We start from the raw sequence: 21,850 nt of genomic DNA, 5'->3' as shown, positions 1-21,850 counted from the left end.
GGAACCCGTAGCGAGTAGGTGGGGAGTAGAGAACGTATGCGCGAATCGATGGAGTTTGATGTTGTGATCGTGGGTGCCGGTCCGGCAGGACTGGCAACGGCGTGCCGGCTGATGCAACTGGCACAGGACAATGATCAGGAACTCAGTGTGTGTGTCGTTGAAAAAGGCTCTGAAGTCGGTGCTCATATCCTGTCAGGCGCGGTGATCGAAAGCCGCGCCCTGGATGAGCTGTTCCCTGACTGGAAAGCGATGGGTGCACCACTGCATACCGCCGTGACTAAAGACGAAGTGTATCTGCTCACATCCGCGACTGCGGGTAAGTGCCTGCCCAATGCGTTGGTACCAAAAACCATGCATAACCAGGGCAACTACATTGTTAGCTTGGGTAACCTGTGTCGCTGGCTGGCGGAACAGGCTGAAGGGCTTGGCGTTGAAGTCTTTCCGGGTTTTGCCGCGGCTGAAATTCTGTATCACGAAGATGGCAGTGTAAAAGGCATTGCTACCGGTGATATGGGCATCGGTGTAGACGGTGAGCAGACAGCAAACTACATGGAAGGCATGGAGCTGCATGCGAAATATACCGTGTTTGCCGAAGGCTGCCGTGGCCATCTGGGCAAACAATTGATTGCCGAATTCGGTTTGGATACCGAAGCTGATGCGCAGCACTATGCAATAGGTTTCAAAGAGTTATGGCAGGTACCTGAGGAGAAACATCAGCCGGGTCTGGTGGTGCATGGTACCGGCTGGCCGCTGCAGGGTGGTACCTCGGGCGGTTTCTTCCTCTACCATCTCGATAACAATGAAGTGGTTGTGGGTCTGATTGTGGACCTCAACTACAGCAACCCCTGGCTCAGCCCCTTCGATGAGTTTCAGCGTCTCAAGCATCATCCGGTGCTGGCGCAGCATCTGGAAGGCGGCAGCCGCATCTCTTACGGTGCCCGTGCCATCACCAAAGGCGGTTTTAATACCCTGCCCAAGATGAGTTTCCCCGGCGGTTTATTGGTGGGCTGTAATGCAGGCACGTTGAATTTCAGCAAAATCAAAGGCACGCATACCGCGATGAAGTCTGGCATGGTTGCAGCAGAAACCCTGTTTGATGCTCTGAGCAACAGCGAGGGTGCTCGGGCTGAGCTGACGGAATATGCCAACCGCTTTGCGGATAGCTGGGTCTACGATGAGCTGTTCCGTGCGCGTAACTTTGGCCCGGCGCTGCATAAATTCGGACCGATCTTGGGTGGTGCCTTTAACTTCATCGATCAGAATCTGTTTGCGGGCAAGTTGCCGATTACCCTGCATGATCGTTCAGCGGATCATACCCATCTGGTACCCGCCGATCAGGCCATGCAGATCAAATATCCGAAACCGGATGGCAAACTCAGCTTCGACAAACTCTCTTCGGTATTTATTTCCAATACCAACCATGAAGAAAATCAGCCCTGTCATCTGCGCCTGAAGGATCCTGAGCTGCCGATTCGTGACAACCTGCCAACCTATGCCGAACCCGCACAGCGTTACTGTCCGGCCGGCGTGTATGAGGTGGTGGAAGAGGGTGGTCAGGCTCGTTTTCAGATCAACGCGCAAAACTGTATCCACTGCAAAACCTGCGACATCAAGGACCCCGCCCAGAACATCACCTGGGTGGTGCCGGAGGGTGGCGGTGGTCCTAACTACCCGAATATGTAATTAAACGGGGGCATTGCCCCCGTACTCTGGCTGTATCGGCTGAAAAACCATGAATAAAAAACGCCTGATTGACCAGTTTAACCTCCGCTCCCGGCTGCACTTTGATATTGAAAAGGGTCAGATATGGCTCGATCAAAATCGCATGATGCTGCTGCATGCCTCAGCGTTTGCTGAACTGCGCCGTGACCTGATCGAGAACTATGGTATTGAACGTGCTAAAGGCACGCTGCTGCGCATGGGGTTTATTTCCGGTCAGCAGGATGCCGCCATGGCCTACAAACTCTATGGTGAAGGCGACAACTACGAAGTGTTTCGGATCGGTCCCGAACTGCATGGCTTTGAAGGAGTAGTACGTGCAGAAGTTACCGATGCTGATATTGATTGGGAAGCGGGTATCTTCTTCGGCCGGGCCGTGTGTCATGAATCGCTGGAAGCGGAATGCCATATCCGGCAATACGGGACCGGCAGCCATGCGATCTGCTGGGCTATGGCCGGTTACGCGTCCGGTTATGTCACCGGTTTTTTCAAACGTTTCATTGTCTTCAAAGAGACCCACTGTGTTGCCAAAGGCGATGAATATTGCCTGTTAGAGGGCAAGCCCGCCGAGGCCTGGGAAGATCAGCATTACATCAATCTGTTTCGGAATGACCGTATCCAGACTGACCTGGTGGATATCGAGCAGGAACTGAAAACCCTGCGCGGTAAACGTCTGGAGCCTGCTCCACAGGGCAATCTGGTCGGTGAGTCTCCGGGGTTTTTGCATTGTTTCGATATGCTCAGTCGGGCGGCAAAAGCACCGATCTCTGTACTGATTCTGGGTGAAACCGGTGTTGGTAAAGAGGTATTTGCCAAATGGCTGCATGAAAACAGTGACCGCCAGGATGGGCCGTTTATTCCGATTAACTGCGGTGCCATCCCGGCTGAACTGATTGAGGCCGAACTGTTTGGCGTTAGTCAGGGCGCCTACACCGGCGCGCAGCAGTCCCGTCCGGGCAAGTTTGAACGTGCCGATGGCGGTACCCTGTTTCTGGATGAGCTGGGCGAGCTGTCTCCAGCGGCGCAGGTGAAACTGCTGCGGGTTCTGCAAACGGGTGAAGTGGAACGTCTGGGTGATAACAAGTTACGCAAGGTGAATGTACGCCTGGTGGCCGCCACGAATGTTGACCTGAACCAGATGATTGCCGAGGGTAGCTTTCGCTCAGATCTCTATTATCGTCTTTCAGCCTATCCGGTAGAGATCCCGCCGTTACGTGAGCGTAAAGCGGATATCAAGCTGCTGGTGCAGGCGATGCTGGATAAATTCGCGCCGTTATACGGTAAAAAAATTAAGGGTGTAACCGATGAGGCCATGGCGGAATTGGTGCACTACGACTGGCCGGGTAATGTGCGGCAGTTAGAAAATGTCATCGAACGGGCGGTGCTGCTGCTTCCTGACACTGGTCTGCTGGGGCTTGAACAACTCAAAATTCAAAGTGACCGCAAACTGCTTGCGTCGGTCAGTTCTAAAGGTGTCGTTTGTGATGACAAGCACACTCACTCCATTCTGCAATTTGAAGCCCTGCCTGATGACGAACTCAACATGGCGAACATTGAATCGCGTCTGGTTGATGTGGCGATGTCCCGTGCCGGTGGTAATGTCACCGAAGCGGCTCGGCTGCTAGGGCTTACCCGTCGCCAACTCGCCTATAAATTGACTAAACGATAATTTCTCTGCCTGATTTCTGATCAGGCGTCTGATTTAGCTCCTTCCTGAATATCCATAAGTGATTAATATTCAATAATTTTCTAAAAATTTATACGTTGCTCTAGCTGTAACGAGTTTCAGTCTTTTTTGCCTTTTTCTTTATCGCCATTAACCGGTTTTTGCGTGTGCAGGCCCTGTTTCGCAATACCTTATAGGTATTAAGAATGCGCCTCAAATGTATTGGATGGGTATTAGAACTCTGAATTAGAGTAGGTGATGTAGGTATTTTCATCACGAATCAATGAGCCGTTATGCCGGCCAGGATGAAAAGTCCAGGACTGAAATAGGGAGATTGCACTCACGTCTCAGTCTGGTCGGCACTTTTTTTGGCGATGGAAACCGATAAACATGAATAAGAATAAGATCGTGAAACCATTAAATGACTTTCTAAAAACAGCCCTGCTGGGCTCTTTTATCTCGCTGTCTGGTTGTGAAGCGCCACTGAATCTTGAGGGTGTTTCTCAGGAACAGTCCAAGGCTGTTCTGCGCACTGACAACTATCAGGCCATTACGACAACCCGCACCACTGAAATTGTGGTGGGCAATTTTGGCGTTGTCCTGACCCGCGCGATTGGCGAACAGGCCTGGCAGCGTCAACAGTTTCCGGGTCAGCCGGGTTTGCTGGATGTGGCAACCTGTCCGGATGATTCTGTGCTGGTGCTGACCTTCGATAAGCATATCTGGCGGAGTCAGGATCAGGCAAAAACCTGGCAGCAGTTGCCACTGGATTCTCAGGAAAATCTGATCTCCCTGACCTGTGCTCCCGACGGTTCCTACTGGGCGGTGGGCAGTTTCTCATCACTGCTTTCCAGTCATGACCACGGAGAAACCTGGCAGGAAAACTCCCTGAATGAAGACGCGTTGCTGACCAGCATCCAGTTTATTGATCATTCACTGGGTTATGTCTCAGGTGAGTTTGGTCTGTTGGCCCGTACGGAAGATGGCGGCAATAGCTGGACTGTATTGCCACCGATGCTGGATGAATTTTACCCCCAGGACACGCTGTTTCTTGATGCAATGACCGGCTGGGCTGTTGGTCTTGATGGCACCGCTTTGCGCACTGAAGACGGTGGCGAGAATTGGGAGTTATTGCCTGCACCTGTCGCAGCACCGCTGTATTCGCTGTTCACCGCCGCAGGTTCTGTCTATGCGCTGGGTGAAAATGCCACCGTTCTTAAATATACCCACGATGGCTGGGCTCAGGTGAAAGTTGATGCACCCCCGGTCTATATCGGCGCGGGCCTTGAAACGCAGAGTGGCGTGTTGCTTGCCGGCGGTAAGGGCACCCTGATTGCGATGAAACCCTGATTAGTTAACGGACATCGAAATGGATAAGCATTCTGCAAAAGCACACAAAACCACACACTGGATGCATCAGTTTGAAAAGCGTGTGTTTGAATACCCAAAGACTATCCTGTCGCTGATTTTGTTGGCAACGCTGTTTTTTGCGGCCCAGATTCCCAGCGTCAAAATGTACTCTGATTTTGCGGACCTGCTGCCGCAAACTCACCCATACATTGAGCTGCATAACGAGATTAAAGAATCGTTTGGCGGCGCGAATGTGATCATCGTGGGTGTTGAGTTCACTGAACATGACATCTTTGATAACGATGCGCTGGCACGTATTCATCGCATTACTCAGGAAGTGGACTCGTTGCCGGGTGTGAACCATAACCTGGTGGCCAGTGTAACTCACCGAAACACCCGTAAGGTGTGGCTGACGCCAGAGGGCAACGTTAACTCTGAGCCATATTACAATCCGGAACACACCGACATGAGCGGGGCTGATCTGGAGCAGTTGCGTAAAGAGATTGTCGCCGACGGTCGTATCTATGGCCCGCTGGTCAGCCCTGATCTGCATATGGCCCTGATCAAGGCGCAGCTGATTGAAGGTCAGCTGGACTATGCCGCAACCTTCAACAAAATTCAGCAGATGCGTCTGGCTGAATCCGCTGATGGTGTGAAGATTCACGTGACCGGTCAGCCGATGCTGGTGGGCTGGGCGTATCAGTATCTGGACCAGATTTTTGAAATCTTCCTGTTCACGATTCTGATCATGCTGTCGCTGCTGATCTTCTATTTCCGCAAGGCGTACGGCATTCTGATTCCGCTGGCAGGGGTGATTGTCTCCACCATCTGGGGTGTGGGCATTATCTCCCTGTTTGGCTATAACCTTGACCCCCTCAGTCTGGTCATTCCGTTCCTGATCTCAGCGCGGGCAATGTCCCACGGGATTCAGTTGGTTGAACGTTATTATCAGGAACTGGCCGGACATGACGATCATCATCTGGCCGCCCGTCTGACCTTTGAAAGCCTGTTCCGTCCTGGCAGCCTGGGTGTTGTGTCAGATGCGATTGGTCTGTTGCTGATAGCCATCGGTTCGATTCCGCTGAATACCAAGCTGGCACATTACGCCTCTATCTGGGCACTGAGCATCATTCTGACCGTACTGGTGGCAGTGCCACTGCTGCTGTCAGTTCTGCCGAAGCCGAAAAGCACCAAAATCCAGCCGAATGCTTTCCACAAAGTGGGCTATTTCTGTGCGGATCTGATCAGTAGCCGAATCGCCGCACGCAATGCGCTGCTGGTTGCGGCCGGTCTGTTGCTGTCTGGCTTCTGGTTCTCTTCAACGGTGGTGATTGGTGAGTCAGAACCGGGATCTCCGATTCTTTACCATGACCATGACTACAACATCTCCTCAACCGCGGTGAACGACAGTTTCCCGGGTTCTGAAGAGCTGTACATCGTGGCGGAAACTTCAGAGAAGGGCGGCATTAAACGGCCAGAGGTGCTGATGGCGCTGGCGGATCTGCAGCGACATATGCTGATGGACCCTGAAGTGGGTGCCTCTAAAGGTGTGCCGGATCTGGTCATGCAGGTCAACCGTCTGCTGCACAGCAACGACCCGCGTTGGTTCCAGATTCCCGATGATGAGCTGTATGTGGGTGGTCTGATGTACACCTACATGATGTCCAACCCGATTCCGGGTGCACTGAATGAGTTTGTGGATCCGGATGATCGTGTCGCCAACCTGGTGTTCTATTACAAGGACCATAAAGGCGAAACCATCCGTCGTGCCATTCATACCGCGAAGCAGTGGATAGCTGACAACGAAGGCAAGGTTGAGGGTCTGACGATTCGTCTGGCGGGCGGCACCATCGGTGTTATCGCTTCGCAGAATGAAGCGGCCTATGAAACCAACCTGATGGTACTGCCGCTGGTCTTCCTGCTGATCTTTATCTTCGTCACCCTGTTTTATCAGTCATTTATGGCTGGGGCGATGATGTTTGGCGCCATGCTGTTCGCCACCACACTGACCTACGCCTACATGGGTGTGGTGGGCATGGGTATTAACGCCAATACCGTGCCGATTATTGCGGTGGGTGTGGGTGTCGGTATCGACTACTCAATCTACATGATGGACCGCATCCGCGCTGAAATGGCCAAGCAGGGCAGTCTTGCACTGGCGGTGAAACAGGCGATCAGTACCACGGGGCTGGCAGTGAGCTTTACGGCAATCACCCTGATCTCAGGCATTGTGATGTGGGTTGTTCTGTCTGACCTGCGCTTCCAGGCTGATGCTGCACTGCTGCTGATTGTCATGGTGTTGCTGAACGGCGCTGCCGCCATGCTGCTGGTACCGAGCTGGGTACTGGTGTTCAAACCGAAGTTTATTACTACCGCTTATCTGGATGAGGATGGTGTGATCCATGCCGACGAGATCCCGGATGAGGAACAGTCTATCGATAAGGAAAGGGGGGGGGCGGCTCAGGAACGGGAGTCAGCCCTTTATATGACAACAAAGGCATAACAAGAGGCCAAAAAGATGTCGAAAAAAATAACAACGACATACACTCGCATGGCACTGGCAATTTCTGCCGCTGTGGTAGGGGGCCAGATGGCAACCACAGCCACTGCAGCAGAAACGACCTGGGCAGGTTTTGTTGAAAACGCTACTTATTATCGCGATGACGTTGGGTTATCCAAATTCCGCAACACTGCCCAGGCGGAGTTTGAGAAAAAACTTGAAAGCGAAACCTTTCGTTCGCTGAGCATCAACGGCGTGCTGCGTGGCACCTACGATGGTGTCTACGACCTGAACGACAAGGACTTCGGCAAAGATGCTCAGGAGTCCCATCTGGGTGCCAACTGGCACGATGCGGACCTGTCCAATATGGTCCTGGCTCCGGGTACTCCGTTCCCGTGTGAGAATGATCCGGCGCTGTGTAACAACCTCGACGGCTACATGGATCAGCACGAGAGCGACGCTGCTTTCCCTGAGTTTAATGACCAGCTGGATTTTGTCCGCGAACTCTATGTGCGTGGTGACCTGCCACTGGATAACGGTGATGTGTTCTCCTTCTCACTGGGTAAACAACAGATCATCTGGGGTAAAACCGACCTGTTCCGCGTACTCGACGTGCTGAACCCGGTGGATTACTCCCGTCACAATATCTACGACGAGCTGGAAGATATCCGTATCCCTCAGTGGATGCTGAACGCCACCTGGCGTATGGGTGCCACCGAGACCTTTGACGATATCAACCTGTCCTTTGTCTGGAACTTCGACAAGTTCCGTCCAAGCAATCTGGGTACCTGTGGTCAGTCCTACAGCATTCTGGATGCCGGCTGTTTCTTCAGCTCCCGCATCAACGGCGGGGGTCCTTACGTGATCAACGACGTGGAAGAGCCGAGCTGGAGCTTGGCCAACACCCAGTTTGGTGTGAAGTGGGAAGGGGTGTATGGCGATGCGACCTTCTCCCTGAACGCCTTGCACTTCCGTCAGCAGCTGCCGTCTCTGCACGCACTGCCTGGACCGGGTGACAACTTCGGCCTGTTCAACATCGAATTCCCCCGGGTCAACCTGGTGGGCGGTGCCATCGACTACTACTCCATGGACATGGATGCGGTCTGGCGTCTGGAGCTGGCCTACACCCAGGGCGAAGAGCTGGCGCGTGACCTGAACGGTCACAAAGAGACCGACATGCTGCGTTACGTGATCGGTTTCGACAAAAACCTCGTGATGCCATCACTGGGCACCCAGAGTGCGTTCCTGATCTCTGCGCAGTTGTTTGGTGAGCATATCCTGGATCATGTCGAAGACATGCCGAACGAAGAAGACAACTGGATTGCGACCCTGCTGTTCAAAGGCTGGTACATGAACAACCGACTGAGTCCGCAGATCATCATGGCGCATGACTTTGGCGGTAAAGCCACTGCCGTTGCCCCAAGCATCTCCTGGACACCGGATAACCACTGGATGTTTAACCTGGGTCTGAACGTGAAGTTCGGCGGTGATGAAACCTTCGGCTGGTCGCCCGTCGGTGGCGAAAAAGTGTACGAGCCGCTGGCCCGTTTCACCAATGGCCCGATCGGTGTGGCGAATCAGGAAGACGAGATTCAGCTGACCGTCCGTTACAGCTTCTAACGCGGAACGAATAACAAGAATATAGGTGTGTAGACCATGCGTAATAAAACTCTCTTAACACTGGCCCTCTCGGCCGTGATGATCAGCCAGGCGCAGGCCGAAGTGTCAGACGCGGTGATCGAAAGCAGCTTTTACCCTTACAAGAACGGGGTACCCAGCTTCCCGGGCCTGAGTGCCGGCATGACCATCAATCAGGGCAACGTTGATCAGTTCAAAGATGCCCTCGACCCGGCCATGTACAGCTTTATCAAGAACGGCGATACAGAACTGAAAGTGGGTGAAACCACCGACTTCGTGCTGGATGAAAGTTACATTGAAGCCACTCGCAAATACTCCAGTGGTGTGACTCTGGGGGCAGGCCACGGCGAGATCTCTGAAACCGTTGCGGGCCGTCCGTTCCCGGAAGAACCCAAGCTGGATGATCCCCGTGCCGGTGAAAAACTGGCGTGGAACTTCAAGTACGGTTACAACTGGGGTGACTCTGCCTCTATTTATCCGTTCTACTGGAAGTACCGCGACATGAACACCGGTAAGGTGGAGCGTACCATCAAGTTCAACTTCCACTTCCTGAACTTTACTCACCGGACCCAGCATGACCCGGTACCGGCGATTGATCCAAACCCATCCGAGTTCTTCCGCGGTACCTATGCGGAAGTACTGGAGCCGTATGACCTGAAAAACACCCAGCTGCTGATTCACCGTTTTGAGGATGACACCAAGCTGGATAACGTCTACCTGTATCTGGGCTTCCAGCGTCGTGTACGTCGTCTGTCTTCTGGCCAGACTACTGATGCGTTCCTGGGCTCGGATCTGATGATCGAAGACTTTGAGGGTTACAACGGTCGTATCAGTGATATGAACTGGACCTATAAAGGCACCCAGAACATCCTGATGCCGATGTACAACCACAACGATCTGACTAACTTCGATACTGAAGTACACCAGAACGATCCTGATGGCTTCCAGATGGTGGCCTACGGTGGCAAGGGCGGCTGCTTCCAGGACATTACCTGGCAGCTGCGTAAGGTGTATGTGCTGGAGTCTGATCCAGTGGATGAAAACCACCCGATCAGCAAACGGGTACACTTTATCGATGCCCAGACCTACACCATTCCACGGACCATCTCCTACGACCGTAAAGGTGATCTGTGGCGTTCATTCACCATTGGTCAGGCGCATCCGGACTACCACCTGCCAATCAACAAAGGCAGCGGTGTCTCCATTGATGACTCTGTGACCATGATCGACGTTCAGGCGAACCACTGTACCACTGCACAGTTCAAAGGTATTGTGGATCCAAACCTGAGCCCGGTGGATACATTTACCGTGCAGAACATGCGTGCACGCGGTAAATAATTCACCACTCAAAGGCATTGCGCCTTGTGCAGAGCCCGGTTAATACCGGGCTTTTTTGTCTTAAAAGCTGTCACACGTGTTTGGAATAACAATAAGATGAAACAGACAACCTGCGCATCCTGTATCCATGACACACTCAAGCATGATCTTGAGTCAGGCATGTTTAAATTCATGCAACAACGTATGTTGCTGGTGCATGACTTTACGCTTGCCGCATTCCGCCGTGAGATGATCAACCGATCTGGCATAGAGGAAACCAAAAAGTTCTTTATGCGACTGGGCTATGAGCAGGGTGTTGCTGATGCCCGCCAGCTGTCAGAACAGATGTCAGATGACCTGACTCAGCTGTTCGAATATGGGCCGGTACTCAGAGAGCTACAGGGATTTGCTCATCACCGGGCCATTGATCACCTGCGGTTTAATGAAAATACCGGTGAGTTCTGGGCGGAATATGCCTGGGAAAACTCCTGGGAAGCTCAGGCGCATCTGGAGCATTTCGGGATTGCGGGTAGTCCGGCCTGCTGGATGATGACTGCCTACGCCTGCGGTTATTCCACCTATCTGATGGGCCGGCCAATTCTTTGGAAAGAAACCGAGTGTGTGGCCATGGGGCATGATCAGTGTCGGGTGATTGGGCTGCCGTTGGAAGAGGAACCCAACCCAGACCAGTATCTGGAATTCATGTCGGTCGAAGCGTTTATCGCACAGCCGAAATCCCGCCATTTCAGGTTTGATGAACTCCAGCCAAAAACCGGCTCCGGCGAACACACGTTGCCGGATATGGTGGGTATTTCATCGGCCTTCAGTCAGGCGGCCTACCTCTGCAAAAAAGTATCAGCCACTCCGACCTCGGTATTGCTGCTCGGCGAGAGCGGTGTCGGTAAAGAACGTTTTGCCAATGCGATTCATTCGATCAGTGAGCGACGTGACGGGCCATTTATCTCTGTGAACTGCGCAGCGATTCCCAAAGATCTGGTGGAATCAGAGCTTTTTGGCGTTGAAAAAGGCGCCTATACCGGAGCTGACAGCAGTCGTGCCGGTAAATTTGAGCGTGCCTGCGGTGGCACGTTGTTTCTCGATGAAATTGGCTGTCTGCCCTATGAGGCACAGGGCAAATTGTTACGTGCCATTCAGCAGCGTGTGATTGAACGGGTAGGGGGTACCAACGAGATCCCGGTGAATATCAGGATCATTGCGGCCACCAACAGTCAGTTGGCGCAGGATGTGAAAGAGGGTCTCTTTAGGGAAGACCTGTATTATCGGATCAATGTGTTTCCGATTGAGATTCCTCCGTTAAGAAAGCGCTCAGATGATATTCCACTGTTAGTAAATCTGTTTGTGCAGCGCTTTGCTGAACGCATCGGTAAAACCATCCTGGGGGTGTCTAAAAAAGCCTTTGCCCAGTTGATGGCGTATAGCTGGCCGGGCAATGTCCGTGAGCTGGAAAATGTCTGCGAAAGGGCCGTTATCCTTGCGGATGAAAATGGCTATATCGATCTGGAACAGCTCAGGTTGTCGTCAGGTCCCGTCGTGGCTGTGCCAACAACGCTGGAGTCAGTGACGCCTGATCTGGATCAGGCATGGCAGGTACTGATGGACCAACACGCCAGTTTCAGTGACTTTGAGCATGCGTACCTTGCCAAGGCTCTCGAAGCGAGCAACGGCAATATGTCTGCAGCAGCACGTCGTGTTGCCATGAAGCGTGGCCAGTTTGAGTACCGTCTGAAAAAAGCCAACCATGAACCCTCATTCGAGGGGTGACCGATGATTTCAGGATTTACAAATATTTGTAAATCCTGAAATCAGGTTTCTTCAAATCAATAAACTTCATTCCTGTCTTGCGTGCTATAAAAAATCACCTTAATTAACCTATTGAAAAATAAGTTAAAAATAATCCATATAAGTTGGCACCCTTCCTGCAATTGTCTGATCAGGTACGAAAGGACCGTTAATTAATTACATCCAAAATAATAATAAGGTGATGTCACATGATCATAACCTCAGATAAAACCACTTCTCCGTTCCTGCGTAATGCCTGGTATATCGCCGCTCTTTCAAAAGAGGTCGATGATGAGGCGCTGTTTACACGTAAGCTGTTAAATGAATCTGTACTGATGTATCGCAACGAAGCGAAACAGGTTATTGCCATGCGTGACCGCTGCCCACACCGTTTTGCGCCCCTGAGCATGGGTAAACGCCTGGGTGATGTGATCCAGTGTCACTATCATGGTCTGCACTTTGATGCGCAGGGTGAGTGCGTGCATAACCCCCATGGCAACGGCAAAATCCCCAAGGCCTGTGCAGTTCAGACCTATCCAATCATTGAACGTGATGGTTTTATCTGGATCTGGATGGGTGATCAGGAAAAAGCGGACGCTGCGATGGTACGCAACCTGAGTATCTACACCGAGAACCCGGAGAGCGCTGTTGGGCATGATTATATGTACAACAAGTGCCGTTATGATCTGGTGGTGGATAATGTGATGGACCTGAGTCATGTGGACCACCTGCATGGTCCGCTGCTGAACTCTGCCGGTAAACTCAGCCCGCAGGTGCCTCAGGTAAAAGAGCTGGATAACAACCGTATTTCGATCCGCTGGGACTGGACACAGGAACCGGCCATGCTGTTGTTCCGTGAACATATGCCGCGCACCGAAGATGCCGCCCAGATGTTTGTCGAGGTGGTCTGGCAGGCGCCGGCTTCTATGACGCTGGAAGTGGGTGCGGTACAGGACAGCAGTGACTTCACCAATGACGGTGCCGTGCTGTATGACTTCCACGCAGTGACACCTGAAACTGAACACACCACGCATTACTTCTTCGCGTCTTCACGTAACTACAAAATGGATGATTGCGAATACAACCGTATGAAGATGGAAGGCATGATAGAGGCCTTCACCCAGGAAGATAAACCCGTACTGGAAGCCCAGTATCGGGAGATGGGTGATCAGGACTTCTGGGAGCTGAATCCAGTGCTGCTGTCCAGTGATGTAGGCAGCCTGCGCGTGCGACGCACCCTTGATAAGCTGATTGCCGAAGAGCAACAGGCTTAATCTATCTCTCTATTTACGCCCTGTGTTTGCAGGGCGAACCTCTCTTATGGGTGCGTTATGTCTGATTTACAGTTCTTAGTTGAGATCACCAGCAAGCAGCAGGTTGCTGAAGATATTTTTGAGTTTGAGTTCCGGTCGGTGGAAGGGGGTGAACTACCGGTGCCAAGCCCGGGTTCACATCTGGATGTCTGTGTCAGTCCGGAACTGACCCGCCAGTATTCTCTGACCAACGGGCCGGACGAAACGGGCTTTTATAAGATTGCCGTTTTGCGGGAAGCAGAAGGGCGCGGAGGCTCCCGTCAGCTGTGCGACAACTACCAGCAGGGTGATCAGATTCGGGTTGGTGCACCGCGTAACCTGTTCCCGTTAGAACCTGCTGAGGAGCTGTTGTTTGTTGCTGGCGGCATCGGTATTACGCCGATATATTCAATGATTAAACAATCAGTTAAAGAAAATAATTCATTTAAATTCTATTATCTGACCCGGCAGCAGTCCCGCGCAGCCTATGTAGCTGAACTGGATAAACTCTGTGGCAAGGATATGTATGTGCACGCCGATGCCGAGGCTGACCAGCGCTTCGATCTCGATGCGATGCTGGCATCACCCAACGCCGGTAAGCATCTCTATGTCTGCGGTCCTGAAGGACTGATCCGGGCCATCGAGGAGAAAGCCACAGCGGCTGGATGGCTGGCCGGTAATATTCATTATGAACTGTTCAGTCGCAGTGATTCTCTGGTGCATGACAGTGATCAGAGTTTTGATCTGCGGATTAGCGATACAGATCAGGTGATCACCGTCGGCGCTGATGAAACGGCGCTTGAGGCTCTGCAGCGCTGTGGTCTGGAGGTGCCTTTCTCCTGTGAGCAGGGTGTGTGTGGCTCATGCCTGATGAGCGTTGAAGAGGGCTTGCCTGATCACCGGGATATGTTCCTGACGGATGCTGAACGTGAGGCTAATAACAGTTTTACGCCGTGCTGTTCCCGTGCAAATACCCCGAGTTTGACTGTAAAACTCCCCGCATAACGCGCTCAGGATAAAACTGAACGGGTCTGGCCTCGGAATTTTTCGCGATATTGCGAAGGCGTCAGGCCGACCCGCTTCTGAAACAGCCGGGTAAATGAACTCGGATCTTCGTAACCCACATCCAGCACCACCTCTTCAATCGGAATGGGGGTGTGTTCCAGCAGATATTTTGCTGCTTCCAGTCGTAAGTTCTGCTGATAGGTCGAGGGCTGAATACCCAACACTGCCTTAAAACGCCTTATCAGTGTTCTCGGGCTCACTGAAAGTTGGCTCGCCAAATCTTGAATGGTCAGTTCGAGGTTAACCGCTTCCTGAAGCAGATACTGTGCGCGGCCCACCAGCGGATCATCGTGTTCTTTGTCGCTGATCAGACTCTGGTAAGGCTGCTGCACATGATGTCCAAAATCCACCAGCAGTGCTTTTGCCGTTAACTCTGCAATCCGCTGGTTATAAAAGCGCTCTACCATTTTCAGGGCCAGGTGATGGTGGGTGGTAATCGCACCGGCGCAGAGCAGCCGGGCATCCTCAGTCAGGATCTGGCGAATATCCAGCGCGACATTGGGATAACGTTTTCGAAACTGACGTTCCAGCCACCAGGTGGTGGTGGCATTTTTTCCGTCAAGCAGATCCGTTTCAGCCAATAGAAAGGTCCCGGTGCAATTGGCGGCCAGCAGGGCGCCCTGCTGATGCCTTAGCTTCAGCCAGTTAAACAGGGGCCGGTGTTGCTCCAGATAATCCGCAAACTTGACCTGACCCGGGTAATAGATGCCGGGAATGTAGATCAGATCAAACTCTATATCAGCGAGTGTCCTGATTGGGTCGGCTGCAATTGATAAGCCGCCACTGACCTGAACTGTCGCAGCGTCCATGGATAAAAACTGCCAGGTAAAGGCCTCTGCATGCTGTGGTAGCTGTTTTCTGGCATGTGCATTAGCCACCTGAAACAGATCCATTAAGCCGGTCAGGCTGGAGAGATAGCAGTTATCCAGTACCAACAGAGCAACATGAGGCATTTTGTCATTTATCGCATAGTTAATGTCATATAAGACTTTACTCTGCTTCCTGTCATCTCGCTAGACTGATGAAAATAAAAACAATGGAGCAGACCATGTCACAGCCAGAACGACTTTCTGACACGCTTTATCATGACCTGATATCACCCCCTGAAATTCAGGCTATCCGGGAGGAGGTGCGCGCGTTTGCCGATGAATTTATCGCTCCCAGAGCGTATGAAATTGCCCATAACGATGAGTCGGTAGAAAACTTCCCACGGGATATTTTTGACCGGATGGCTGAAAAAGGCCTTTTCCAGATTCCCTATAGTGCAGCTGATGGTGGCCGCGGCCTGGCACATCCGATTCTGGCAACCGCTGTGACCTGTGAGGAGCTGGCCTATCACAGTAACTCCATTGCAGCCATTTTTGATGTGCACTGCATTCTGGCCGGAAAAACCTTGGAATATGCTTCCCCTGAGCTGCGTAAAACCTACCTGAGTAAAGTGATCAATGGGGAAACCGTCGGTGCCTTCGCCACCACTGAACCTGCCGCCAGTACCGATCTTTCTGCACGCTCAGTCAGAACCATGACCTATCGTGATGGGGACCATTACGTCATCCATGGTCATAAACGCTGGATCACCAACTCGCCGGTTGCCGGTTTTATTCTGGTGCTCTGTAAAAGTGAAACTGATGGCATGGTGTTGCTGCTGGTTGATACAGATTCCGAGGGTGTCACCGTAGGTACGCCAGACCTCAAGCTCGGTAACCGAGGCCAACTCACCGCCGATGTGCATTTTGATCAGGTCAGAGTGCCGGTGACTCATCGGGTAGGCAATGCCGGGGATGGCTTAAAACGAGCATTGTCGGCGCTGGCCCTGGGACGGATTGGTATAGGGGCTACCGGGGTCGGGATGGCGCAGGTGGTGTTTGATCACTCAGTACAGCATCTGAAAACACGGGAAGCCTTTGGCCAGAAAATTGGTGCGTTTCAGCACTGGCAGTTCCTGATGGCCGGCCGGGCAACACAGATTGAAAACGCCAGAAACCTCTACCTGAAAGCTGCACTGAGACTTGATCTGGGTGCCAAACAGGCTGAGCCGGAAGCGGGGATGGCGAAATTTTATGGCACTGAACTGGCAGGGGATATGGCCCGCGATGGGATCCAGATTTTTGGTGGTTATGGTTATATGCGCACATTGTCAGCTGACGGCAGCCACTACAAGGTCGAAGAGGTCTACCGGGATTACAAGATCACCGAGATCTATGAAGGAACCAATGAAATTCAGCGCATGATTGTGGCGCGTCAGATCTTCGGCAAAGAAATTACAGGGTGATAGTGATGTTTAAGACGGCAATGACAGAACTGTTTGGTGTACGCCATCCGATTATCCAGAGTGGTATGCAACGTGTAGCCACCGCTGAACTGGTGGCCGCCGTTGCTAATGCCGGTGCACTGGGTTTTCTCAGTGCATTGACCCAGCCATCTCCGACAGATCTGAAGAATGAGATTGAAAAAACCCAGCAACTCACCGACCAGCCGTTTGGTGTAAACCTGACGTTGCTGCCTACCCAGCAACCGGTGGATTATGAAGGTTATGCCCGGGTAATTGCACAATCAGGTGTACGGGTGGTCGAAACCGCCGGGCGCAGTCCGGAAGCACTGATGCCGTTGTTTCATGCGGCGGGTATCAAAGTGATTCACAAGTGCACCTCGGTTAAACATGCCCTTAAGGCAGAAAAACTCGGCTGTGCGGCGATCACCATTGATGGGTTTGAGGCTGCCGGGCATCCCGGTGAGCAGGATGTTCCTTCACTGGTACTGGTGCCCCGGGCGGTGGATCAGTTATCAGTACCGGTCATTGCCTGCGGTGGTTTTGCCGATGGTCGGGGTTTAATCGCTGCACTGGCGCTTGGTGCATGTGGTATAGCCATGGGGACCCGGTTTATGGCCACTGAAGAGGCTCCGGTGCATCCCGCGCTTAAGCAGGTGCTGATCGAAGCCGGTGAAGCCGATACTCAATTGATTTTAAGAAGCTTTCGTAATACCGCGCGGGTCTACCGTAATGACGTTGCCGTGAAAGTAGCGCAGCAGGAGGCGGTTGCGGGTACACAGTTCAGTAATATTGCCGCCTGGGTGTCAGGTGCTAAAGGTGCTGAGGTACTTGCCAGCGGTGATCTCTCCCAAGGCATCTTCTGGACCGGCATCTCTCAGGGACTGATCAGTGATGCGCCATCAGTGTCGCAACTGGTGGAGCGGATCATTGCGCAGGCATTAGCGAGCCAGCGTGCAATTCAAAGCAAAGTTGAAAGCGATTGTTAGATATAGATAGCCCTGTCTGACAGGGCTAATGCCGCAGGATTTTTTATCAGCTGGATGTAGTTTAGTGCCCTTACTCAGGTTACGTCATCATTCGCCTGTCTGCCCACAGAGATCCAGATTCTCCAGTTTACTCTCAGCCAGATTCGAGAATTCAAACATCCATCTATAAACCCAAAATAAATCCTAATTAACTCTCCGAGTTTTCTAAATACCCCTGTTTATCGGGCAGAATTGGGAGAAGTTACATTAGGCACCAACTGTGTCAAAGCGTGTCATTTGTGTGACAGTGTGCCAAATTTTAGGTTTTTCAAATATTAATAAAGTAATAATAAAATTATTTTTACCAATAAAATCAATACTTTAATCTGTTTTAATTTGGCTCTGGACAGTGGCATGTTTTTTGTTTAAAACACCGGCCTAGACTATTGTCTGATGTGGGCTGACTGTTTGAGTAAGTTGTCGGCTTAACAATAACAATAAAAGAGTACGAGTGGATGAGCCTGTATACCGCCATTGAAAAAAGCTTCTTCAATTCCCTGAGTAAAAAAATCATCGGCAATGTGCTTTTCCTGCTGGCACCCCATGTGCTGCTTCTGGGCATTGGCGTGGTCTATGGTCGTCGCCTGCAGTCCGAACTGGACTCGGTAGAGCTCTCGGCTGTTGGCAGGGAGGTACTCAATGCAAGCCTGAATGAATTTTGGCTGGTAGGGATTGTGACGGTCAGTTTTGCGCTTGTGGCAGGCATCTTTACCATCTTTTTTATGCGCCATCTGTTTCTGCGTCCGATCAATGATGTGACCAGCGTACTTCGGGCTATCAAGGAAAAAGACGGTGACATTTCCGCCACATTGCCAGCCTATACCCATGATGAAATTTCGGTTATGGCGACCAGTTATAATGATTTCGCTGACAACCTGAAACAGATTATCGCTGACACCCGGACCCGTAGTGTGAATGTTGCGCTGGCTGCCGCCCGGTTAAAACAGGTGATTGGTCAGGCACATAAACAAGCAGGTGATCAGGAATCCTGTGCTCAGTCTGTGTTCCAGTCCAGTAATGAAGCGATCCAGGCCATCGAAGATATTGCCCGCAGCACGGTGCAGATCAGTGAACAGAACTCAGCGAATCTGAAAGAGGTGCGTGGTTCCAGTGAAGAGCTGAAGCAGGTCAAGCAGCAGGTCGATGCGATCCGGGACCAGCTCCACCAGTTCCAGCATACGGTACACAGCCTGCAGGAGAACTCGCGTAAAGTAAGCCAGACCCTGAGCATGGTGCAGGATTTTTCCGACCAGACCAACCTGCTGGCCCTTAACGCGTCCATCGAGGCTGCTCGTGCGGGTGAGGCAGGGCGCGGCTTTGCCGTTGTTGCTGATGAAGTGCGTAATCTGGCGCAGAAGGTGGGTCAGGCCACTACCGATATTGATCAGAGCATTACCGCAATGTCATCGCTGGTATCCAATACCAATGACAGCGCAGAAGATATTCTGGGTTACGTGGAAACGACGGGGCAATTTATTGAGCAGACTACAGGCCAGTTTGCCCAGATGGTCAGTGACTTTGAATTGGTCAATGGTCAGCTCGCAGGCATCAGTGCTGCGATTGAAGAGCTGTCTTATACCAATAAAGAAGCACATAAACATGTGCAGCAGATCACATCGATCTCGACCAGCATTAAATCCGAAATGGACTGCTCACAGGAGTATTCCAATGCGCTGGAGGTCTCTACAGAAGAGAGCCAGGAGCTGCTGTCACGCTTTATCATCGGCTACGGTGCGTTTGAGCATCTGATTCAGAAAGGGCGTGGTTTCAAGGCTGAGGTAGACATTTTACTGGCCCAGTTGGCCGGGCATTGTGATGTGTTTGACGAACGTTATCAGCGACAAAACCCCGGCCAGGAGCCTGCAAAGTTTGCCGTCAGTTACAACGATCAGTTTGATGCCCAACTGCAGCCACGGTTTGATGCGTTTTTGTCGGCAAATCCTGAGTTTATCTATGCCGTGCTGGTAGATAAAAATGGCTATATCGGCACCCATCACCGCGCCGTATCCCAGCCTCTACGTGGTGATTTCAAGGTGGACAATGCTCAGAGTCGCCACCGCCGAATTTACTTCAACACCCGTTCTGAGCAACGTCGGGCAACGCATAATCAGCCCTTCATGTTGCAGACCTATATTCGGGATACCGGTCAGATTCTCAGTGAGCTGTCTATTCCTGCCTACATTAACGGCAGGCACTGGGGCGCCCTGATTATGGGCTTTGATCCAGAGTTGTTATTGAAGGACTGATGTAACAGCATCTGCTGACGTTGCTGTATCCCTGATCCGGCAAGTGACAAATTTGTAAATAACGTGGTTTGTTATTTTTAAAATGCGTATTTTTTGCTTCTAATGCACTATTTTTACATTTTTGTAAAAACGTTAGATTCAATAAAACGCATTCATAAGAAAAATAACAAAAATGACAAAACAACGTTTGTTAGATCGCCTCAACCTACGCTCCAGCCTGCATTTTGACCTTGATAAGGGTCATATCTGGCTGGGACAGAACCGCATGATGCTGATTCACGCAGCTGCCTTTGGCGAGTTACGCCGCGACCTGATCGAAAACTACGGTATTGAAAAAGCTAAGGGCACGCTGCTGCGTATGGGTTTTGTGGCGGGTCAGATGGATGCCAACCTGGCTGCAAAATCCTTCGGTGAAGCGGACAACTTCGAGGTTTTTCGGGTGGGTCCTGAACTGCATGCCTTTGAAGGCATTGTGAAGCCAGAGGTGACAGATGCAGATATCGACTGGGAGGAGGGTATCTTCTATGGTCGGGCGGTCTGTAAAGAGTCGGTTGAAGCTGAAGCCCACCTTAAAGTGTTTGGTACCGGCGAGCATTCGGTGTGCTGGAACCTGACCGGCTATGCCTCCGGTTATGTGACCGCCTTTTTCAAACGTTTTATTGTGTTTAAAGAGATCGAATGTGTCTGCCGGGGGCATGAACATTGTGTTCTGGTCGGTAAACCTGCAGAAGCCTGGGATGACCCACAATACCTCGATCTTTTCCGTCCGGAAGTTGTCCAGCAGGAACTGGTGGATATCGAACGGGAACTCAATGAACTGCGTGGCAAGCGTTCAAAAGTCCCTGCACAGGGTAATCTGGTGGGCGAATCTCAGGGCTTCAAACATTGTTTTGATCTGCTGAGTAAAGCCGCGCAGGCACCAATCTCCGTGTTGTTACTCGGAGAAACCGGTGTCGGTAAAGAGGTGTTTGCCAAGTGGCTGCACCAGAACAGCGACCGAGCATCGGGTCCCTTTATCCCCATTAACTGCGGTGCCATTCCCAGTGAATTGATTGAAGCTGAACTGTTTGGCGTCAGTCAGGGTGCTTATACAGGTGCTCAGCAATCCAGGCCGGGGAAGTTTGAACGTGCCGATGGTGGCACGCTGTTTCTGGATGAGTTAGGGGAGATGTCGCTGGCGGCGCAGGTTAAGTTGCTGCGTGTACTGCAAACCGGTGAAGTAGAGCGGTTGGGTGATGGCAAGATCCGTAAGGTCAACGTTCGCCTGATTGCGGCTACCAACGTCGATCTGCATCAGATGATCGAGGAGGGTCTATTTCGTTCCGACCTGTATTACCGCCTCTCTGCCTATCCGGTGGAGATCCCGCCGCTGCGTGAACGTAAAACGGATATCAAACTGCTGACCAAAGCGATGGTTGATAAATACGCGCCGGTTTATGCTAAACAGGTGATGGGGGTTACTGACGAAGCGATGGCTGAACTGACGCATTATGATTGGCCCGGTAATGTGAGACAGCTGGAAAATGTGATTGAGCGTGCGATTTTGCTATTGCCGGAAAATGGCTGGATCGGTATGGAGCAACTCAAAATAAACAGTGATGCTAAAACCCTGGCATCAGTCAAACCGGATGGTGGTGTCAGCGATGACCATCGTCTGAGTCATCAGATTGATTTAAGAGTTCTTCCCAATGAAGAACTCAATCTGAAAAATCTTGAAGACCGTCTGGTGAATGTGGCGATGGAGCGAGCGAGCGGGAATGTCTCGGAAGCCGCACGATTGCTGGGTCTGACGCGTCGCCAGGTTGCCTATAAATTATCCAAACAAGGGCAGTAATACTCTTTGGCCAGGTTATCGAATTGCAAAATTGTCAATTATTTTGCATTTGCACAATCTGCATAATTGCTGTTTACAAATTTGTAATTACGATTGCTTGAAGGTTACAAAATTGTAAAAAATAAA

14 protein-coding genes are annotated in these 21,850 nt (G+C 51.6%); 13 read left to right on the top strand and 1 reads right to left on the bottom strand.

Annotation, left to right across the window (positions count from 1 at the left end; genetic code table 11):
• Window positions 1-36 precede the first annotated feature (36 nt).
• The 9 genes from P2G53_RS00685 (at window position 37) to P2G53_RS00645 (ending at window position 14,287) form a co-directional block, all read left to right on the top strand.
• On the top strand, window positions 37-1,683 hold the full coding sequence (locus tag P2G53_RS00685; protein ID WP_275812237.1) for an electron transfer flavoprotein-ubiquinone oxidoreductase: 1,647 nt from the start codon (window positions 37-39) through the stop codon (window positions 1,681-1,683).
• Between the two features lie 49 nt (window positions 1,684-1,732).
• Window positions 1,733-3,388 carry a sigma-54-dependent Fis family transcriptional regulator gene (locus tag P2G53_RS00680; RefSeq protein ID WP_275812234.1) on the top strand — a complete coding sequence of 552 codons (1,656 nt, stop codon included), beginning with the start codon at window positions 1,733-1,735 and terminating at the stop codon, window positions 3,386-3,388.
• 387 nt (window positions 3,389-3,775) lie between these two features.
• A complete protein-coding gene (locus tag P2G53_RS00675; protein ID WP_275812231.1) occupies window positions 3,776-4,735 on the top strand; it encodes a YCF48-related protein in 960 nt (319 codons plus the stop codon).
• Between the two features lie 19 nt (window positions 4,736-4,754).
• Window positions 4,755-7,238, top strand: coding sequence for an MMPL family transporter (locus tag P2G53_RS00670; protein WP_275812228.1), 2,484 nt, complete (start codon window positions 4,755-4,757; stop codon window positions 7,236-7,238).
• A 15-nt stretch (window positions 7,239-7,253) separates the two neighbouring features.
• Complete coding sequence (locus P2G53_RS00665) at window positions 7,254-8,855, top strand: DUF1302 family protein (RefSeq protein ID WP_275812225.1); 1,602 nt, start codon at window positions 7,254-7,256, stop codon at window positions 8,853-8,855.
• A 36-nt stretch (window positions 8,856-8,891) separates the two neighbouring features.
• Window positions 8,892-10,211: a DUF1329 domain-containing protein gene (locus P2G53_RS00660; protein ID WP_275812222.1), complete on the top strand. Its 1,320-nt coding sequence runs from the start codon at window positions 8,892-8,894 to the stop codon at window positions 10,209-10,211.
• 96 nt (window positions 10,212-10,307) lie between these two features.
• Window positions 10,308-11,972: a sigma 54-interacting transcriptional regulator gene (locus P2G53_RS00655; protein ID WP_275812220.1), complete on the top strand. Its 1,665-nt coding sequence runs from the start codon at window positions 10,308-10,310 to the stop codon at window positions 11,970-11,972.
• Between the two features lie 227 nt (window positions 11,973-12,199).
• The gene (locus P2G53_RS00650) at window positions 12,200-13,264 is read left to right on the top strand and encodes an aromatic ring-hydroxylating dioxygenase subunit alpha (protein WP_275812216.1); all 1,065 of its coding nucleotides are present in this window, start codon (window positions 12,200-12,202) and stop codon (window positions 13,262-13,264) included.
• Between the two features lie 57 nt (window positions 13,265-13,321).
• Complete coding sequence (locus tag P2G53_RS00645; protein WP_275812213.1) at window positions 13,322-14,287, top strand: PDR/VanB family oxidoreductase; 966 nt, start codon at window positions 13,322-13,324, stop codon at window positions 14,285-14,287.
• A gap of 5 nt (window positions 14,288-14,292) precedes the next feature.
• Here P2G53_RS00645 and P2G53_RS00640 read toward each other — a convergent pair whose 3' ends face one another.
• Window positions 14,293-15,300: a helix-turn-helix domain-containing protein gene (locus P2G53_RS00640; RefSeq protein ID WP_275812210.1), complete on the bottom strand. Its 1,008-nt coding sequence runs from the start codon at window positions 15,298-15,300 to the stop codon at window positions 14,293-14,295.
• 95 nt (window positions 15,301-15,395) lie between these two features.
• On the opposite strand from P2G53_RS00640, the gene P2G53_RS00635 reads away from it, so the two are divergent.
• From P2G53_RS00635 to P2G53_RS00620, 4 genes are all read left to right on the top strand, one after another.
• The gene (locus P2G53_RS00635) at window positions 15,396-16,619 is read left to right on the top strand and encodes an acyl-CoA dehydrogenase family protein (protein WP_275812207.1); all 1,224 of its coding nucleotides are present in this window, start codon (window positions 15,396-15,398) and stop codon (window positions 16,617-16,619) included.
• A 5-nt stretch (window positions 16,620-16,624) separates the two neighbouring features.
• Entirely contained in the window at window positions 16,625-17,605 is a 981-nt protein-coding gene (locus P2G53_RS00630; RefSeq protein ID WP_275812205.1) for a nitronate monooxygenase, read from the top strand.
• Window positions 17,606-18,099: 494 nt separating this feature from the next.
• A complete protein-coding gene (locus tag P2G53_RS00625) occupies window positions 18,100-19,890 on the top strand; it encodes a methyl-accepting chemotaxis protein (RefSeq protein WP_275812202.1) in 1,791 nt (596 codons plus the stop codon).
• A 172-nt stretch (window positions 19,891-20,062) separates the two neighbouring features.
• Window positions 20,063-21,724 carry a sigma-54-dependent Fis family transcriptional regulator gene (locus P2G53_RS00620; RefSeq protein WP_275812199.1) on the top strand — a complete coding sequence of 554 codons (1,662 nt, stop codon included), beginning with the start codon at window positions 20,063-20,065 and terminating at the stop codon, window positions 21,722-21,724.
• The last annotated feature ends 126 nt before the right edge of the window (window positions 21,725-21,850 follow it).

It is taken from the genome of Neptuniibacter sp. CAU 1671, from assembly GCF_029222905.1.
Taxonomy (GTDB): Bacteria; Pseudomonadota; Gammaproteobacteria; order Pseudomonadales; family Balneatricaceae; genus Neptuniibacter.
This window is presented reverse-complemented; position numbering and strand designations above follow the sequence as displayed.

Bases quoted from the DNA above. Each gene is read 5' to 3' on its own strand.
- P2G53_RS00625 (WP_275812202.1), top strand. From the start codon at position 18,100: ATGAGCCTGTATACCGCCATTGAAAAAAGCTTCTTCAATTCCCTGAGT.
- P2G53_RS00670 (WP_275812228.1), top strand. From the start codon at position 4,755: ATGGATAAGCATTCTGCAAAAGCACACAAAACCACACACTGGATGCAT.
- P2G53_RS00650 (WP_275812216.1), top strand. From the start codon at position 12,200: ATGATCATAACCTCAGATAAAACCACTTCTCCGTTCCTGCGTAATGCC.
- P2G53_RS00675 (WP_275812231.1), top strand. From the start codon at position 3,776: ATGAATAAGAATAAGATCGTGAAACCATTAAATGACTTTCTAAAAACA.
- P2G53_RS00685 (WP_275812237.1), top strand. From the start codon at position 37: ATGCGCGAATCGATGGAGTTTGATGTTGTGATCGTGGGTGCCGGTCCG.
- P2G53_RS00620 (WP_275812199.1), top strand. From the start codon at position 20,063: ATGACAAAACAACGTTTGTTAGATCGCCTCAACCTACGCTCCAGCCTG.
- P2G53_RS00640 (WP_275812210.1), bottom strand. From the start codon at position 15,300: ATGCCTCATGTTGCTCTGTTGGTACTGGATAACTGCTATCTCTCCAGC.
- P2G53_RS00635 (WP_275812207.1), top strand. From the start codon at position 15,396: ATGTCACAGCCAGAACGACTTTCTGACACGCTTTATCATGACCTGATA.
- P2G53_RS00680 (WP_275812234.1), top strand. From the start codon at position 1,733: ATGAATAAAAAACGCCTGATTGACCAGTTTAACCTCCGCTCCCGGCTG.
- P2G53_RS00645 (WP_275812213.1), top strand. From the start codon at position 13,322: ATGTCTGATTTACAGTTCTTAGTTGAGATCACCAGCAAGCAGCAGGTT.
- P2G53_RS00665 (WP_275812225.1), top strand. From the start codon at position 7,254: ATGTCGAAAAAAATAACAACGACATACACTCGCATGGCACTGGCAATT.
- P2G53_RS00660 (WP_275812222.1), top strand. From the start codon at position 8,892: ATGCGTAATAAAACTCTCTTAACACTGGCCCTCTCGGCCGTGATGATC.
- P2G53_RS00630 (WP_275812205.1), top strand. From the start codon at position 16,625: ATGTTTAAGACGGCAATGACAGAACTGTTTGGTGTACGCCATCCGATT.
- P2G53_RS00655 (WP_275812220.1), top strand. From the start codon at position 10,308: ATGAAACAGACAACCTGCGCATCCTGTATCCATGACACACTCAAGCAT.